General features: G+C 70.5%; 17 protein-coding genes. 6 read left to right on the top strand and 11 right to left on the bottom strand.

Annotated features, from left to right (window positions below; genetic code table 11):
- Positions 1–41 precede the first annotated feature (41 nt).
- Positions 42–614 (top strand): hypothetical protein, encoded by a 573-nt coding sequence (locus JYK02_RS36985; protein WP_207057665.1) that lies wholly within the window; start codon positions 42–44, stop codon positions 612–614.
- Here the strand turns inward: JYK02_RS36985 and JYK02_RS36980 are convergent.
- Positions 611–1,213, bottom strand: a complete 603-nt coding sequence (locus JYK02_RS36980; RefSeq protein WP_207057664.1) for a 2OG-Fe(II) oxygenase — start codon at positions 1,211–1,213, stop codon at positions 611–613. The two genes, JYK02_RS36985 and JYK02_RS36980, sit on opposite strands and share 4 nt — an antisense overlap.
- Before the next feature lie 96 nt (positions 1,214–1,309).
- On the opposite strand from JYK02_RS36980, the gene JYK02_RS36975 reads away from it, so the two are divergent.
- On the top strand, positions 1,310–1,927 hold the full coding sequence (locus JYK02_RS36975) for a DUF4230 domain-containing protein (protein ID WP_207057663.1): 618 nt from the start codon (positions 1,310–1,312) through the stop codon (positions 1,925–1,927).
- On the top strand, positions 1,924–2,433 hold the full coding sequence (locus JYK02_RS36970) for an O-acetyl-ADP-ribose deacetylase (protein ID WP_207057662.1): 510 nt from the start codon (positions 1,924–1,926) through the stop codon (positions 2,431–2,433). Before JYK02_RS36975 ends, JYK02_RS36970 begins: the two co-directional genes overlap by 4 nt.
- On the opposite strand, the gene JYK02_RS36965 is transcribed toward JYK02_RS36970, so the two are convergent.
- Positions 2,434–3,690, bottom strand: coding sequence for a tetratricopeptide repeat protein (locus JYK02_RS36965; RefSeq protein ID WP_207057661.1), 1,257 nt, complete (start codon positions 3,688–3,690; stop codon positions 2,434–2,436).
- Between the two features lie 599 nt (positions 3,691–4,289).
- Positions 4,290–6,335, bottom strand: coding sequence for a response regulator (locus JYK02_RS36960; protein WP_207057660.1), 2,046 nt, complete (start codon positions 6,333–6,335; stop codon positions 4,290–4,292).
- A gap of 172 nt (positions 6,336–6,507) precedes the next feature.
- On the opposite strand from JYK02_RS36960, the gene JYK02_RS36955 reads away from it, so the two are divergent.
- Entirely contained in the window at positions 6,508–7,296 is a 789-nt protein-coding gene (locus tag JYK02_RS36955) for a DUF2270 domain-containing protein (RefSeq protein WP_207057659.1), read from the top strand.
- A gap of 94 nt (positions 7,297–7,390) precedes the next feature.
- Entirely contained in the window at positions 7,391–8,398 is a 1,008-nt protein-coding gene (locus tag JYK02_RS36950) for an isocitrate/isopropylmalate dehydrogenase family protein (protein WP_207057658.1), read from the top strand.
- A 61-nt stretch (positions 8,399–8,459) separates the two neighbouring features.
- Here the strand turns inward: JYK02_RS36950 and JYK02_RS36945 are convergent, their stop codons facing one another.
- The 3 genes from JYK02_RS36945 to JYK02_RS36935 are packed head-to-tail and all read right to left on the bottom strand — an operon-like array spanning position 8,460 to position 10,591.
- On the bottom strand, positions 8,460–8,849 hold the full coding sequence (locus JYK02_RS36945) for a translation initiation factor (protein WP_207057657.1): 390 nt from the start codon (positions 8,847–8,849) through the stop codon (positions 8,460–8,462).
- 15 nt (positions 8,850–8,864) lie between these two features.
- Positions 8,865–10,268, bottom strand: coding sequence for a vitamin K epoxide reductase family protein (locus tag JYK02_RS36940; protein ID WP_207057656.1), 1,404 nt, complete (start codon positions 10,266–10,268; stop codon positions 8,865–8,867).
- Complete coding sequence (locus tag JYK02_RS36935; RefSeq protein WP_014399741.1) at positions 10,265–10,591, bottom strand: cupin domain-containing protein; 327 nt, start codon at positions 10,589–10,591, stop codon at positions 10,265–10,267. Before JYK02_RS36935 ends, JYK02_RS36940 begins: the two co-directional genes overlap by 4 nt.
- A 38-nt stretch (positions 10,592–10,629) precedes the next feature.
- Between JYK02_RS36935 and JYK02_RS36930 the strand changes: the two genes are divergently transcribed.
- Complete coding sequence (locus JYK02_RS36930) at positions 10,630–11,700, top strand: YgfZ/GcvT domain-containing protein (protein WP_207057655.1); 1,071 nt, start codon at positions 10,630–10,632, stop codon at positions 11,698–11,700.
- 52 nt (positions 11,701–11,752) lie between these two features.
- On the opposite strand, the gene JYK02_RS36925 is transcribed toward JYK02_RS36930, so the two are convergent.
- From JYK02_RS36925 to JYK02_RS36905, 5 genes are all read right to left on the bottom strand, one after another.
- The gene (locus tag JYK02_RS36925; protein ID WP_207057654.1) at positions 11,753–11,986 is read right to left on the bottom strand and encodes a hypothetical protein; all 234 of its coding nucleotides are present in this window, start codon (positions 11,984–11,986) and stop codon (positions 11,753–11,755) included.
- 120 nt (positions 11,987–12,106) lie between these two features.
- Positions 12,107–12,403: a hypothetical protein gene (locus tag JYK02_RS36920; RefSeq protein WP_207057653.1), complete on the bottom strand. Its 297-nt coding sequence runs from the start codon at positions 12,401–12,403 to the stop codon at positions 12,107–12,109.
- Between the two features lie 72 nt (positions 12,404–12,475).
- Positions 12,476–13,639 (bottom strand): 4-hydroxyphenylpyruvate dioxygenase, encoded by a 1,164-nt coding sequence (hppD, locus tag JYK02_RS36915; protein WP_207057652.1) that lies wholly within the window; start codon positions 13,637–13,639, stop codon positions 12,476–12,478.
- A 37-nt stretch (positions 13,640–13,676) separates the two neighbouring features.
- On the bottom strand, positions 13,677–14,336 hold the full coding sequence (gene maiA, locus JYK02_RS36910) for a maleylacetoacetate isomerase (protein ID WP_207057651.1): 660 nt from the start codon (positions 14,334–14,336) through the stop codon (positions 13,677–13,679).
- Positions 14,333–15,313, bottom strand: a complete 981-nt coding sequence (locus JYK02_RS36905; RefSeq protein ID WP_207057650.1) for a fumarylacetoacetate hydrolase family protein — start codon at positions 15,311–15,313, stop codon at positions 14,333–14,335. Before JYK02_RS36905 ends, maiA begins: the two co-directional genes overlap by 4 nt.
- Positions 15,314–15,700: the final 387 nt, after the last annotated feature.

Here is a 15,700-nt window from a genome sequence, read left to right as displayed (position 1 = left end):
CAAGGTCGCGCGGACGACGCGCCACCCGGGAGAGGGACCACATGAAGCGAAGCCGATGGGGAGTCGTGCTGGGAACGAGCTGCGCGCTGATGATCGCGGCCTGCGGTGCCGGGCCGGAGGACGTGCCCGAAAGCAGCGAGGGCACCGAGTCCGTGAAGATGAGCATCTCCCTGGCGGGTGACGCGTGCGGCGTCACGTCGGCCGCGGCGACCGTGAGCGCGTCGGACCTGCCGCCCTCGAATCCCCAGTCCCTGTACGTGGGGAATGGCTACATCGAGGGCTACCTGAGCAACATCCCCGTCGGGCCCCGGCGCGTCGTGGAGGTGAAGGCCTACAACGCGGTGGGGCGGGAGGTGTACGCGGGCGCCACGGCCGTGGACGTGTACCAGGGCTCGGTGTCGTACGCGCAGCTCCAGCTCAAGCGCAACCCGCAGAACTGCCCGGGCACCGGGACGGGCGACATCTACATCATCGGCACGCTGGAGGGCACCGGCCCCGGACCGTCGCAGGATGCGGGCACCTCCGACGGAGGCCCGGTCTGGGACGCGGGTTCGGCCTACGACGCGGGCCCGGGTCCGTCCTACGACGGGGGCGGCGCGTACGACGCGGGCTAGGTGCCCCGGCCGTAGAACCACGCGGTGAGGGCCAGGCGCGAGGCGTGGGCGGGCATCACCTCGTGCTCCAGCCGCTCGCTCAGGAACACCACCAGGCGGTCCAGCACCGGCGCCACCTCCACGGGAGCGCCGGTGTCCTCCGGGAAGAGGCGCAGCACGCCGCCGTCCTCCGGCTTCCAGCCCGCGTTCGCGTACCAGATGGCGGTGAGCCGGCGGTTGGACTGGCCGGGGAACGCGTCGCGGTGGCGGGCGTAGTGCGCGCCGCCGCCGGGATAGCAGGCGAGCTGCACGTCGAAGCGCCCCAGCCCCAGGTACGCGCCCGCGGACACGGCCTCGCCCAGCGCGTGGAAGTGGTGCCACAGGGCTTCAAGCTCCGGGGCCGCGCCGGGCAGCACCCACTCGATGTGGTCGCCGCGCACGGAGGTGTCGAGCGAGTGGTCCGCGCCGCGCCGGATGCCCGCGGGCTTCAGCGTCCCGGCCTCCACGCGCGCGAGCGCCGCGGCTCGCACGGCCCGGGCCTGGGCCTCGCCAAGGAAGCCATCCCGCACGAAGTACCCATGCGAGCCCAGGGCCTCCACCTCCGCGTCCGTCAGCTCCACCGTGCGCCTCTCCTTCCCGAGCGCCTGTCCGGAAGCCCGCGTCCGACACGCTGCCCCAGGACGCCCCTGTTCCGGAAGCGGTTAGACTTCCCGCCCATGGCGAAGAACGTCTCGCGAGCCCTGTCCCTCCTCGCAGCGGTCGCGCTCGGCGCGCTGGCGGCCTGGGTGCTGCTGCGTCCGGCGTCTCCCCGGCTGCCGGACACGGCGGCGGTGGTGGAGCAGATGCGGGAGGTGGCCCGGCTGGAGACGCTGGACGTGTCCCTCTACAAGAAGGTCACGTTCACGCCGGAGCCGCAGGCCACGGACGCGCTGTGGAAGGACGTGCTGCTCTGGGCCAGCTACACGCTCCAGAACCCGCACGGCCGCGCCATCGTGTTCGCGGACGCGCACCTGGGGTTCGACTTCCAGCGCTTCGACGCCAGCCACCTGCACGCCGTGGGCACGCGCGTGGACGTGCTCCTGCCGCCCATGCAGGTGACGGTGGCACTGCGGCCCGGGGAGACGGAAGTCATCGACTCCAACCTGGACAGCGCGCAGACGGCGCAGTTGCTGGAGAAGGCGCGCCTGGCTTTTGAAAAGGAGGTGCGGCAGGACCGGCGCCTCCAGGAGAAGGCGCGTCAGTCCGCGGAACGCTCGCTGCGGGGGCTGCTGCTCACGCTGGGCTTCCGCGAGGTGCGCTTCGTGGAGACCTTGCCGGTGGGGAGCGCGGGATGACGGAACGTCTGCGATTGATTCAGGGAGACATCACGCACGTCACGGCGGACGCCATCGTGAACGCGGCGAACTCCTCGCTGGGCGGAGGGGGCGGCGTGGATGGCGCCATCCACCGCGCGGCGGGGAAGGAGCTGCTCGCGGAGTGCCTCACGCTGGGCCGTTGCCCCACCGGTCAGGCGCGCATCACGCGGGGCTACCGGCTGCCCGCGGCCCACGTCATCCACGCGGTGGGCCCCGTGTGGCAGGGAGGGAAACACAACGAGGACGCGCTGCTGGCCTCGTGCTACCGCAACGCGTTCGCGCTGATGGAGAAGCACGGGCTGCGCACGGTGGCGTTTCCCTCCATCTCCACGGGCATCTACGGCTTCCCCATCGAGCGGGCCGCGCCCATCGCGCTGCGGGAGATCCGCGCGGCCCTGGAGCAGCGGCCGGAGCTGGAGCAGGTCACCGTGGTCCTCTTCAGCGAGAAGGACCTGAAGGTGTATCAGCAGGCGCTGGGCGTGTAGTCACACGCTTCGCAGCGTGTCACCTTCCAGCAGGAACGCCCCGGGGACGCCATCCGGCGCGTGCCCCAGCGCCGCCAGCCTCCGCACCGAATCACCGTCCGACTCGCGGCACAGCAGCGCCACCTCACGCCGGCCCAGGCTCACACGCAGCGGGCCTCCGCCGGTGGCGGCATCGAGCCTGCGGCGCTGCGACTTCGTGAGCAGCCGCGCGCCGTCGTGGCCATCACCCCCCGTCACCGCCCAGACGCCGGAGAACGCCTCCGCCAGCCGCACCTCGCCCTGATCAATGACGACGGGCCGCACGTCTGCGGGACGCAGCTCCAGGTTGTGCCACGCCGCCGCGTCCACCGCGTCGAGCGTGAGCCCGGCGTCCTTCAGCGCGGAAGCCGGCAGGTAGCGCATGAACTCCGAGTCCTCCAATACGTAGAAGACCTCCAGCCCCGCCGGCCCCGGACGGAACAGCGCGCCCTGGGTCCCCGCCACGAAGCCCGGCGGCCGCAGCACGGGGCGCAGCGACTCCAGTGACACACCCGAGGGACCCACGCCGGAGGACAGCCCGCCCAGCCGGGAGGCCAGCGCCTCCACGTGCGCGGTGAGCCCCTGGGCTCCGGGCGCCTCGCGGTAGGCGGCATACAGCGAGCCCACGTCCACCCGGCCCACGCCCCCGGAGGCCAGCTTCACCAGCAGGTCGCGGCCCTGGCGTCGGAAGGCCACCCCCGCGCGGCCGAGCGCGGCGGTGAGCGCGGCGGTGAACTCCGGGCGCAGCACCTGTTCCTCGGGAACGGAAGGCGGAGGCAGGTCCGCGGCCTCCAGCTCCGCGCGCAGCAGCTTCGCCTCCGCGTCGAAGGGGTCACGCTCCACGGCCTCCGCCACATAGGCGCGAGCGCGAGCGCCCTCCCCCTGCCGCAGCGCGAGCACGGCCAGCACCTTGAGTGCCTCCGGGTCGCCGGGGCTCAGGACCAGAGCCTCCCGCAGCTCGGCCTCCGCTTCACGGTGGCGCTCCAGCCCCAGCAGCGCACGAGCAAGGCCCAGGCGCACCTGGAGGTCCCGGGGGAAGTCGCGCCGCAGGGCCTGCATCAACGGCAGGGCCTCCCGCTCCGCGTCCGCATTGACCAGGGCATGCGCCAGGGTGAGGCGCAGCGTGGGCCCGGGAGTGCGAGCGGCCTCGGCACGCAGCGCGTCCAGCTCAGAGCCGCTGAGCACTTCACCCGCCTCCACCTTGCGGCGCAGGCGCTCCAGTTCCGCCGGGGAAATCACGAGCGGACTTTAATGGTCCATACCGGGAGCGCCCAGCGCCGTTCATCCACGTCGTCCTCGCGTCGACGGGAGGCCTCTTCCTTCACCGGGCACCAGGCAAGGAGTGACAGGGCTCCCGGGACATGAACTCCGTCCTCGGCGCTGAGAAGATGAGAACCCCGATGGGACAGCCCGCCAGCGGCCCACCGCACGAACCTGTCCGACTGTCGGACCCGTTTGGAGACCTGGGGTCCTGGCGGCGCCCACTCCAGTCCGGCCGCTAAAACCTGTCCGACTGTCGGACAGGTTTGAAGAACCGCGCCCCCTGGGGCCCGTAACCACCGGGCCATGGAACCCTGTCCGACTGTCGGACCAGTCTGAGGAACCGAACCCGGAGGCTGGGGCACCACCGGACTGCGGAAACCTGTCCGACTGTCGGACAGGTTTGGAACACCTCGCCCCGGGGCCTGTGACCACTGGGCCATGGAAACTGGTCCGACTGTCGGACCAGTTTGGGGCACCTCGCCTCAGGAGCCGGAGGGCCGCTGGACTGCGGAAACCTGTCTGACTGCCGGACAGGTTGGGGCGCTTCGGGCGGAGGCCTGGAACGTTCCCACCCGTTAGTGCGTCGCGTCGTGCGGACTGACTTCCTCGGCGACCTCTTCTTCTCCCCGAGTCTGCGAGAGGAAGTCGTCCAGGGCTCCCACGTCGATGGGCTTCCGGAAGACGGCGTCCACCTGCGCGAGGCTTGCCCGGTTCTGGCCTCGCACGTCCATGCCGGTGACGATGGCCAGCAGCGCCTGGGGCGTGCGCTGCCGCAGCTCGCGCGCCAGCTCCCAGCCCGTCATCTCCGGCATCACCGCGTCCAGCAGCGCGGCGTCGTACGGATGCTTCTCCCAGATGCGCAGGGCCACCTCCGGGCTGTGCGCCACCTGCACGTCGTAGCCCTCCTCGCCCAGCACCTCGGCCATCATCCGCGCGTTGTCCAGGTCGTCGTCCACCACCAGCACCCGGCGCGCTCTCGCTGGCAGGCGCGGCACACCTCCCGGCGTGTGCGGCATCGGCTGCATGGCCGACGGCGGCGCTCCCGCCGAGACGTCGCTGTAGCGCGGCAGCCTCATGATGAAGCTCGCGCCTGAACCGTCGCGCCGGTTCTCCACCGTCAGCTCTCCGCCCCAGCGCTGCACCTGCGTGCGCGCCACCGCCAGGAACAGCGAGAACTGCGGCGCCCCCGGATCCCGGCGAAGCGGGTCGAACAGGCCCGCCAGTTCGTCCTGCGCGTAGGGCCGCCCGCCGTCCTCCAGGCGCATCTCCAACCAGGCCTCCCCGGCCGGACGCGTGCGGACCACCAGCGTGCCGCCGCCCTCCATCCGGTCCCTCGCGGACAGGAGCAGGTTCACGATGAGCTCGCGGAAGAAGCCCGCATCCGCCTTCACGCCCCACGGGAAGCCCAGGTCCAGCTCCGTGTGCACCGGGTGCTCGCGCTGCTCCAGCTCGCCCCGCGCCAGCTCCAGGGCCTCGCGCACTGTCTGGTCCACCGGCACGTTGCCCAGGCGCTCCTCGGTGCGCTGCACGCTGAACTCCTGCAGCCGCGCCACCAACTCGCCAATCTGGCGCACCGTCCTGTCCAGCGCGTCCACGTGCTCCGGCTTGTATTCGCGCTGCAGCAGCGTGATGCGCAGCCGCAGCACGTTGAGGAAGTTGTTGAGCGCGTGCGCGGCGCCGCTCGCCAGTTGCCCCAGCGCCTGCTGACGGGTGCGCCGCAAGAGCTGCCCCTGGAGCCTGCGCACCTCGTCGTGCGCGTTCTCCAGGGCCTTGGTCTTCACGGCCGCCTCGGTGCGGTCGCTGAAGGTCTGGATGACGCCCGCCAGGACGTGGTCCTCCTCCCACACCGGCGTGGCGCTCATCTCCAGCGTCGCATCCCCACCGCCGGGGCGCTCCACCTGCATCATCACGCCGCGCACCGGCGCCTTCTCGCGCAGCGCGCGCAGGAAGGGCATGTCCTGCACCTTGAAGGGTTCGCCGGTGGGGTGCCTCGCGTTGACCTGGGTGAGCACCGGGCCCAGCGTGCTCGCGGCGCGCGCGCCCACCACCGCGCGCATGGGCACGCCCATCAGGCGGCTCACCGGCGGCGACGCGAAGGACACCATGCCATCCGTCTCCGCCAGGAGGATGCCCACCTCCACGTGGTTGAGCACCGACTCCATCACCGCCGCCTCGCGGAAGCGGACCTCCTCCGTCTTGAGCACGCGCGCGTAGGAGGCCTGCGCGGACGCGTCCGCCTCCCACACCAGCTCCGACACCAGCTCCGCGACGTCCGCGTCGATGACGCCTCCGTTGCGGCGCGCGTAGACGTAGAGCAGCACCTCCTGGAGCGACTTGAACTCGCGCGTCAGGTCTTCCGGTTCGAAGTTCTGGTCGTACCGGAAGGCTCCGTGCGAACGCACCACCTCCGGCCACAGCCGCACCGCGTCCTCGCCCCGGCTCTCGAGCAGGCGGGCAAGCTCATCCAGCAGGTGCCGCAGCGGCGCGCGCAGGTCGCGGCCGGGCACCTCCACTTCATACGTCTCCGCGCGCAGGCGCTTGGACCACAGGCGCGTGATGCGCTCGCCCTCGTCCGAGAGCAGGCCCGACAGTGCGGTGATGGCGGTATCAGAGGAAGGCACGCTCAAGGGCGCACGATGCGCACGCCCCAGGCGTCCAGCCACCCGTCCCCCCTGCTCGCGCGGGTCGCGAATGTCCGGCGTCCCACAGGCCCCCGGCACGAAGGCGCCGAGGGCCCGCCTGCCCGCCCGCCCTGGCCGAAGAGGCCATCCGTCCCCACCTTCCCAGGCACGGATGAGCATCAAGGAGCGCAGGCAGAATGATTTGGAGCAGCCCGTGGTCTCGCAGCAGGCCATGGCGCAGCTCTTCCGTGGCGAACTGAGCCGCTCGGACACGTGGCGCACGCGCCTGGACACCACGACGAACTGGGCGCTCACCACCACGGCGGCGGTCATCTCCTTCGGCTTCGCGACGCCGCAGAGCTCTCACGTCACCTTCCTGGTGGGCATCTGGATGGTGGTGTCCTTCCTGCTCATCGAGGCGCGGCGCTACCGCTACTACGACCTGTGGAACCGCCGGGTGCGCCTGCTGGAGGACGGCTGGTGGGCACCGATGCTGCGGCGCGAGCCGGTGGATCCGGACGCGCTGCGCGAGCTGGCGGTGGAGATGTCCCGGCCGCAGATCCAACTGTCGCTGCTGTCCGCCATCGCCACGCGGCTCAACCGCGCGTACGGCCCCATCCTCATCGTCCTGTTGGTGACCTGGTTCTTCAAGGTCTACAGCCATCCCCGGCCGCCACGCGAGTTCGGCGAGTTCGTGGAGCGGGCGCACGTGGCCTGGATTCCCGGCCCGGTGGTGATGGCCTCGCTGCTGTTCCTCACCGTGGCGGCGGCGTACCTCTTCACCGCGTCCTTCTTCATCCGGGCGCCGCTGGGCGAGCTGCGCACCCGGCCGCGCGGGCGCCGGGCCGCACTCTGGGAGTCGTTCTACCGGCCCTACGCCATCCAGCGCCGCAAGCGCACGCGCCCCACGCCGGGTGTCCGCTCCAGCCCGCCGCGCCCTCCGGCCCCGTTCGACCATTGAGACCCACCCGGGCTGATGGGGGCCATGTCCAGGGGTGAAGTCCGGCCGCTTTCGCCCTTCCGGCCCCACCGGATTTGTGGTGTGAAACGCCCCCATGGCGAACACGCGCACTGTGACGGTCATCAACGGCGACGGCATCGGGCCCGAAGTCTCCGCGGCCACCATCCGCGTCCTGGAGGCCCTCAAGGTCCCCCTGGAGTTCGAGTTCAAGGACGCGGGCACGGAGGTCGTGGCCAAGTTCGGCACCAACCTGCCCCACGAGACGGTGGAGGCGGTGCTGCGCAGCGGCGTGGCGCTCAAGGGCCCCACCGGCACCGTCGTGGGCGGCGGCCTGCCTTCCGCGAACGTGGGCCTGCGCAAGCGGCTGGACCTGTACTCGTCGCTGCGCCCGGTGAAGAGCGTCCCCAACGTCAAGACGCGCTACGAGAACGTCGACCTGGTGGTCGTGCGTGAGAACACCGAGGACCTCTACGCGGGCCTGGAGCACATCGTGGTGCCGGGCGTCGTGGAGGCCATCAAGGTCATCACGGAGAAGGCCTCCACCCGCATCGCCCGCTTCGCCTTCGAGTACGCGAAGAAGAACGGCCGCAAGAAGGTGTCCGCCATCCACAAGGCGAACATCATGAAGCTGTCCGACGGCCTCTTCCTGGACTGCTGCCGCAAGGTGAGCCGCGAGTTCCCCGAGGTCGCCTACGACGAGGTCATCGTCGACAACCTCTGCATGCAGCTGGTGAAGGACCCGACCCGCTTCGACGTGATGGTGCTGGAGAACCTCTACGGCGACATCGTCAGCGACCTGTGCGCGGGCCTGGTGGGCGGCCTGGGCATGGTGCCGGGCGCCAACATCGGCGAGCGCACCGCCGTCTTCGAGGCCGTGCACGGCACCGCCCCGGACATCGCGGGCAAGGGCATCGCGAACCCCACCGCGCTCATGATGTCCGCGGTGATGATGCTGGAGTGGCTGGACCTGCGTGAGGCGTCCCAGCGCATGGCCAACGCCATCCAGAAGGTCTACGGCGGCGAGGCCAAGGTGCGCACCGGCGACCTGGGCGGCAGCGCCACCACGCGCGAGTTCACCGACGCCATCATCGCCGCGCTGTAGTCCTCGCCCCGGCGGGCACTCCCAGGGGGCGCGAGGGTTTCCCTCCGCCCCCTTCGTGCTTTCAGCCGACGATGACCTTGCGCACGCCCCGCGCTTCCAGGAGCGCGGGAAGCCGTTCGCGCTGGTCTCCCTGCAACACCAGCGAGCCCTCCTCCACCACGCCGCCGCAGCCCAGGCCGCCCTTGAGCGCCTTGAGCCAGGTGTCGAGCTGGGCCGCGGGCAGCCCCAACTGCTCCACCACCGTCACCTCCTTGCCACCCCGGCCCTTGCGCTCCATGCGCACCACGGCGCGCGCGGGGCCCTTGGGCTCCGGATTGTTCGCCGACTTCTCGCCGGGAGACGGCGGGGGCGGCCCTGACGGCAGCGCGTCCCGCTGCGCGGACAGGGCGGCGAAGGGGTTGTTGAAGGGCGCCGGCGGCGGGGCCTCGTCCTTCTTGTCGCGCTTGCCCATGGCGTTCCCAGGCCCTTACGGGTGGGCGTGGCCCTCGTGGCCGGGGGCGCCGGCGCCGCGCGAGCGCGGGGGCGGCAGGGTGCTGAAGGCCGGGGCGTCGGGGTTGCCGCTCGCCAGCGTCAGCGCGTAGATGAGCGGCGCGGACGGGGGCACCTCACGGCCGTTCACCAGCACCAGCGGCGTGCCCTGGATGTTGTAGCGCATGGCGTACTCGACGTCCTGGCGCAGCTTCCCGATGGTCTCCGGCGCCGTCATGCACGCCTCCAGCTGCGGGCGCGCCACGGAGCCGGAGCTGGCGATCTCCATCACCTTGTCCGTGTCCAGGAAGGCCTGCGCGGCGAAGAGCTTCTCGCGCAGCGCCCAGAAGTCCTTCGCGCCCTCCAGGCACACCGTGGCCCGGGCCGCGGCGCAGCGCACGCTGAGCGCGTCCGGCCCGCGGTTGGGGATGGCCGGGTTGCACTGGCCATCCAGCGGGAACTGGCGCGCCTCCACGGACAGCATGCCCTTGGGGGCGTGCTGCTTGATGAGGGCCAGCTCCTCCACCAGCGACTTGCAGTGGGGACACTTGCTGTCGGTCCACTCCAGCACCTTCACCGGCGCGTCCGGCGGGCCGAAGAGGGTGCGCGGCGGATAGGCGGCGATCTTCGGCTGCGCGGCCCGGTACACGGCCAGCGAGTCCGACAGGAACTGCTGCTGATCCGCCGGCAGGCTGGCGATGAACGCGTCCAGCGTGGCCGGCGGCGGCGGCGCGGGCGGCGTGGCGCTGGAGCTGTCCTGCGGCTGGGACGTGTTCGCGGCCACCGGCGGCAGGAAGGCGCCGGCCTTCGGCGCGTGCGGCGTGGCCCGGCCGGGCATCAGCATGGCCACGAAGGCGACGGCGCCCAGGCCCACGGTCCACTTGAGCGTGTCGCCCCACTCGCCCGCCTGGGGCAGGAAGGGGCCCGGCAGCCCGCGCCACGCCACGCCCGCGAACGCGAGCACCAGCACGTAGGTGCCAAGACACGTGGGGCACACCACGCCCACCCGCGCGCTGACGGTGGCGAAGACGGCGACGGACACGACGCCCGCAAGCGCCAGCAGGCGCAGGCCGCTGGCGGCGGGACGCACCGTGCGGCCCGCCTTGGCCCACGCGAGGTACAGCGCGGCGAGCCCCACGGCGGTGAGCCCCCACACGAGCCCGAGGCCCGCGATGGGGATGCCCAGCGAGTCGTGCACGGCGCTGGCGAACTCCGAGTTCCAGACGGTCTCGCAGTTGACGTGCTCGTTGATGCCGCAGGCGGTGGCGCCGCCGGCGCGCAGCGTGAGCAGCTCCATCCATTGGTAGACGGCCAGCGCGCTGGTGAGGAGGCCCAGCACCAGCAGCGCGAGTGCGCCGCGGGTGGGGACGGGGGCGGCCGGGGTCGGGGCCTTCTTGGTCATGCGTGCTCCGGAGGCGGGGTCATCAAGACGAGGAGGCGGGCGTTGTCCGGGCCGTCGTTGACGACGCCGTGTTCGGTGCCCGCGGGGGCGAAGAGGGTGGAGCCGGGGCCATGCGCCGCTTCCTCGTCGCCGATGCGGAAGCGGCAGCTTCCCTCCAGCACGAGGTACACCTTGTCGGACGTGGCGTGCCGGTGGGGCTTCTGCGCCTGGCCCGGGGCCAGGCAGTAGACGTCGAGGAAGAAGCGACCCGACTGGAAGACGGTGTGCTTCTGGAGCTTCTCCAAGGAGAAGCCCTGGAAGGCCGAAAGCTGCTTCACATCCATCGTGGCATCCGCTCCTGCGCCTCTATATAGCGACGGGCATGGAACCGCTGACGCTGCATTTTGTTCACGAGCGGGTGGGTGCCCGCTTCATTCCGGTGGGTGGCCGTGAAGTCGTGGCCGGGTATGGAGACGTGGGCGCGGAGTATGGCGCGGCGCGCGACGCCGTTGCACTGCACGATGCGTCCTACCGCGAAATCCTCCGGATAACGGGGGAGGATCGCGCCTCCTTCCTCCACGGCATGGTGACCCAGGAGGTGAAGAACCTCCCGGTCGGCTCGGCCGCCTACGCCGCCTTCATCACGGTGAAGGGCGCCATGGTGGGAGATGCGCGCATCCTCAAGCGGGAGGACGACCTCCTGCTGGACCTGGAGCCCGGCCTGGGCGCCAAGGTCCGGGAGTTCCTGGACAAGTACCTCATCTCCGAGGACGCGGAGCTGCACGACGGGACGCCGGAGTGGGGCTGGCTGAAGCTGCTCGGCCCCCGGACGGCCGGGGTGCTGGCCGCCGTCCTGGGCGGGCCGGTTGAGCTGCCGGCCCCCCTGTCCAGCCGCAAGGCGGTGCTGGCCGAGCAGGACGTGTGGCTGCTGGGGACGGCGCTGCCGGGCGGGCTGTCCGGCGTGGACGTGCTGGTGCCGCGCGCGGGGCTGGAGGCGGTGTGGGCGGCGCTCGCCGGGGCGGACGGGGTGAAGCCAGTGGGGTTCGACGCGCTGGAGCGGGTCCGGGTGGAGGCGGGGGTGCCCAGGTACGGGCAGGACATGGTGGACACCACCATCCCGCTGGAGGCGAACCTCACGAACGCCATCTCGTACAACAAGGGTTGCTACATCGGGCAGGAGGTCATCGCCCGGGCCACCTTCCGCGGGCACATGAACCGCAAGCTCGCGGGGCTGCTCCTGGGTGAGCAGGACGTGGCGCCCGGCACGGAGCTGCGCAAAGGCGAGAAGAAGGTGGGCTGGGTGACCAGCGTGGTGACGTCCCCGGTGAAGGGTCAGCGCGTGGCGCTGGGCTACGTGCACCGGGACTCGCTGGAGCCGGGCACGGAGCTGACGCTGGGCGGTGAAGGCGCGGGCACCGTCACGGTGGCCGCCCTGCCCTTCACGGCTTCCTGAGAGAGCCGAGCGACTCCCCTTCTCCGATGGGGAGACGATAGACGAAGCGCGTTCAGGGGCGCTCCGGCGGACGCCTTCCCCTCAGGCCGCGCAGCAGGAAGAGCGGCACTTCCGTGACCAACACCATCAGGGTGAACAGGAGTGCCAACGCGATGGGGCCCAGCACGACGCCTCCAGCCAGACCCATCACCGCCCAGCCGATTCCCCCGGAGACAAAGCCCCAGACCGCGCCAGTCAGGCTGCCCAAGAAGATTCCCGCGATGACAGTGAATTCAATGAGCGTCATGGGGGGACTCGGGCTGCAACAAGCGTGCTTCGTTCCAAACCCGCAGCCACGAGGGCGCACCGCGGTCCTTGCGTGCCTTTTTGTCCTGCTGGCGGAGGCTTCAGTGACGCTCCATGAGGGTCACGGAGGGTTGGCGTCGCAGTACACGTACTTCGTCCCGACGGAGCAGCCCTCCACGGCGCACTGCGGATCCTTCTGCGCCGCCTGGTCCTTCTCAATCAGGGCATGGAGGTCGTCCCCGTTCGCGCAGGACAGGCACTGCACCTGGGGCTCCACCCCGCCGCAGCAGCCGCAGCCGCAGGCGACGTAGGTGGCGCTGCAATCGACCGGGCGCGCCTTCGCTGGCGCCCTGTCTCCGGCGGTCTGGCAGCCCCATCCCAACGCGCCTACCAGCAACAGCGGCATGAGCCTTCGCATGGGGAAAACATAGGCCATCCCCCCGACGAAGAAACCCGGCCGCGAGCACGCACGGCCGGGTCACCCGTGAAGCTACGCGCGGCCTTCCGCCTTCTGCGCGCGCTCGATGCTCTCGAACAGGGCGCGGAAGTTGCCGCCGCCGAAGCCCTGGTCGCCCTTGCGCTGGATGATCTCGTAGAAGAACGGGCCCGCGTCCGCCTGCTTGTAGAGGCTGGCCGCGTCCTTCATGAAGATCTGGAGCATGTAGCTGCGCTCCTTGTCACCGTCGATGAGCACCTCCAGGTCGCGCAGGACGTTGATGTCCTCGTCGATCTTCTTGATGCCCATGCGCTGGATGCGCTCCGGCAGCGCGTCGTAGTACGAGCCCGGCGTCGGCATGAACTGGATGCCCGCGTTCTGCCGCATGTCCTTCACGGAGGACAGGATGTCCTTCACCGTGATGGCCAGGTGCTGCACGCCGTCACCGCGGTGGTCCTCGTTGAAGATGTTGATCTGGCTGGCCTTGAAGAACGGGAACTTGGGCTCGTTGTTCGCGAACTTCACGCCGCTCTTCGGATCCCACATCACTTCCGACTTCAGACCGCTGCCGTGGTCGCGCTTCTGCTGCGACGCCACGTCCTCGGTGTGGAACTCGATGTGCCAGAACTTCTCGAAGCCCATCACGTGCTCCATCCACAGGAGCATGGGCTTCATCGTCTGGAAGTTCGACGTGACGTGGTCCATCTTGTCGAAGCCGTACTTGTTCTGGCCGCCCAGGGGCTTCGGGTGGACCTTGAAGCCCGGGTAGATGGACTTGTAGTTGTCCCGCTGCAGGAAGCGGAACGTGGTGTCACCGAACGGCGTGGTGATGGAGAAGAAGGACAGCTTGCCGCCCGCGTCGTCCGTGAAGCGCTGGATGTCCGTGATGAACGTGGCGCCGCGCTGGTCCAGCAGCTTGAACGTCTTCTCCACGTCCTCCACTTCGAAGTTCAGCGTGCCCACGCCGTCCGGGTGCTTGCGCAGATAGCGCCACGCGCGGCCGCCCTCGCCCACGGGCTGGCTCACCACCAGGGCAATCTCCCCGGCCTGGAACAGCGCGGACTTCTGCTTGCCGTGCGCGTCCAGCTCCGGCCCGGACACCGCCACCTCCGCGAAGTCCAACCCCTTCGTGTAGAACTGGCGGCTGCGCTCCAGGTCATGCACGTACCAGTGGATGCTCTCCAGGGCCTTGATGCCCAGCGATTCCTGCTTGGCCATGTCGCTGACTCCTCGTGATGAAGAAGATGGTTCGTGACTACGCCGGCTGCGCGTCGGGCTGCCGGTCGGGCTGCGCCGCCTGGAAGGCGGGAAGTTCGTTGCACGCTGCCTCGATGCGCAGCAGCGTGGGATAGGGCTTCAGGTCTACACCGAACCGGCGGGCCCCGTAGAGCTGGGGAACGAGCAGGACGTCCGCGAACGACACTGCATCTCCCACACAATAACGGCCCGCCGTCTCCTGCACCGCCGCCTCCAGGGACGTCAGTCCGTGCACATTCCAGTGCGCCGCCCAGGCCTTCTCGTCCGCCTTCAGCTCGTTCTTGATGCGCAGCGTCACCGACGTGTTCTGCAGGGGCTGCATGCCGGAGTTCACCATCTCCGCCAGCATGCGAGCCTTCGCGCGCAGGTACGCGTCCGTGGGCAGGAGGGCGGGCGAGGGCACGCGCTCCTCCAGGTACTCCAGGATGGCCAGGGACTCGGACAGCTTGCGCGTCTGCCCGTCGGCTTCGGTCCACTCCAGCGTGGGCAGACGGGCCATGGGGTTGAGCGCCCGGTAGGCTGGCTGGAACTGCTGACCGCCGTCCTGGAGCAGGTGCACCGCGCGGTACTCGAAGGGGAGGCCCTTCCAATGGAGCGCGATGCGCGCGCGCCAGGACGCGGAGGAACGCCAGTAGCTGTGCAGCTTGAGGTTCTTCATGGCGCCTTCACCACCGTCTGGGAGATGCGGCCAAAGAGGCTGTGCCCGTCCCCATCCAGCATCTCGATCTCGATGGTGTCGCCGGGCTTCATGAAGGGCGTCTTCGGCTTGCCCTCGTCGATGGTCTCGATCATCCGGCGCTCGGCGAGGCAGGAGATGCCGCGCGTGCGGTCCTCGTTGGACACCGTGCCGCTGCCCAGGATGGTGCCCGCGGTGAAGGCGCGCGTGCGCGTCAGGTGCTGGATGAGGTCGCGGAAGGAGAAGTGCATCTCCGGGCCCGCGTCCGCGTCGCCCACGAGCTGGCCGTTGAGCGTGCTGCGCATGCGCAGGTGCAGCCGGCCGTCCTTCCACGCGGCGCCCAGCTCATCCGGCGTCAGCGCGAAGGGGCTGAACGCGGTGGCGGGCTTGCTCTGGAAGAAGCCGAAGCCCTTGGCCAGCTCCTCCGGGATGAGGTTCCGCAGCGACACGTCGTTGGCGATCATCACCAGCTTGATGTGCCTGTCCGCGTCCTCGGCCTTCGTGCCCATGGGCGTGTCACCCAGCACGACGCAGACCTCGCTCTCGAAGTCCAGGCCCCACGCCTCGTCGCGCAGGGGGATGTCCTGCGTGGGCCCGAGGAAGTCGCCGGAGCCGCCCTGGTACACCAGTGGGTCGGTGCGCAGCGTGGCGGGCGGCTCCGCGTTGCGCGCCTTGCGCACCAGCACCACGTGGTTGATGTACGCGCTGCCGTCCACCCACTCGTAGGCGCGCGGCAGGGGCGCGTGCAGCGCCTTCACGTCCAGCGGGCGGCTCTGCACCGCGCCGGCCTCCAGCTGCTGCGCCAGCGCGCGCAGCTGCGGCTCCTTCTGGTCCCAGTCATCCAGGGCCGCTTGCAGCGTGAGCGCCACGTTGGTGGCCAGCGCGTAGGCGGAGTTGTCCCGCTTGACGACGATGAGCCGCCCGTCGCGGGTTCCGTCCCTGAGCGTCGCGAGCTTCAATTCCGCGCTCCCTCGGCGGCCTGCGGGGGAGGAAGGGGGAGGCCGCCTGACCCGACGGGCTTTTCCGCCGGGCCACCAGGGGAGTCAAGCACACCCGTTGAACGCGGCGCGGCATCCTTCCTCCCTCCAGCAACGCTGCTGGCCGCACGCATTCGCGTGGCTGTCGGATGATGGACGACGCGCGGCCCGCGCAAGGGCTCTGGGTGGAAACCCACGAGCCTGGCGGAAACCCGTGCGGGGTGCTGGCGGGCTGCCTGCCCCACGAACGGCCAGGGGGTACCGGGGGACGGGGGCGGGAAGCGGGAGCGTGCCGACTGTTCAAATCCCGAGCAGCGTACGCAGGGCGTGGGTTGCTCCCCCCTGGCAGGGACCCGGGCGGCAACCCAG

Source organism: Corallococcus macrosporus, from assembly GCF_017302985.1.
In the GTDB taxonomy this organism is placed as follows: domain Bacteria; phylum Myxococcota; class Myxococcia; order Myxococcales; family Myxococcaceae; genus Corallococcus; species Corallococcus macrosporus_A.
Note: the sequence above shows the minus strand (reverse complement) of the source record. Positions and strands in the feature narration are given on the sequence as shown.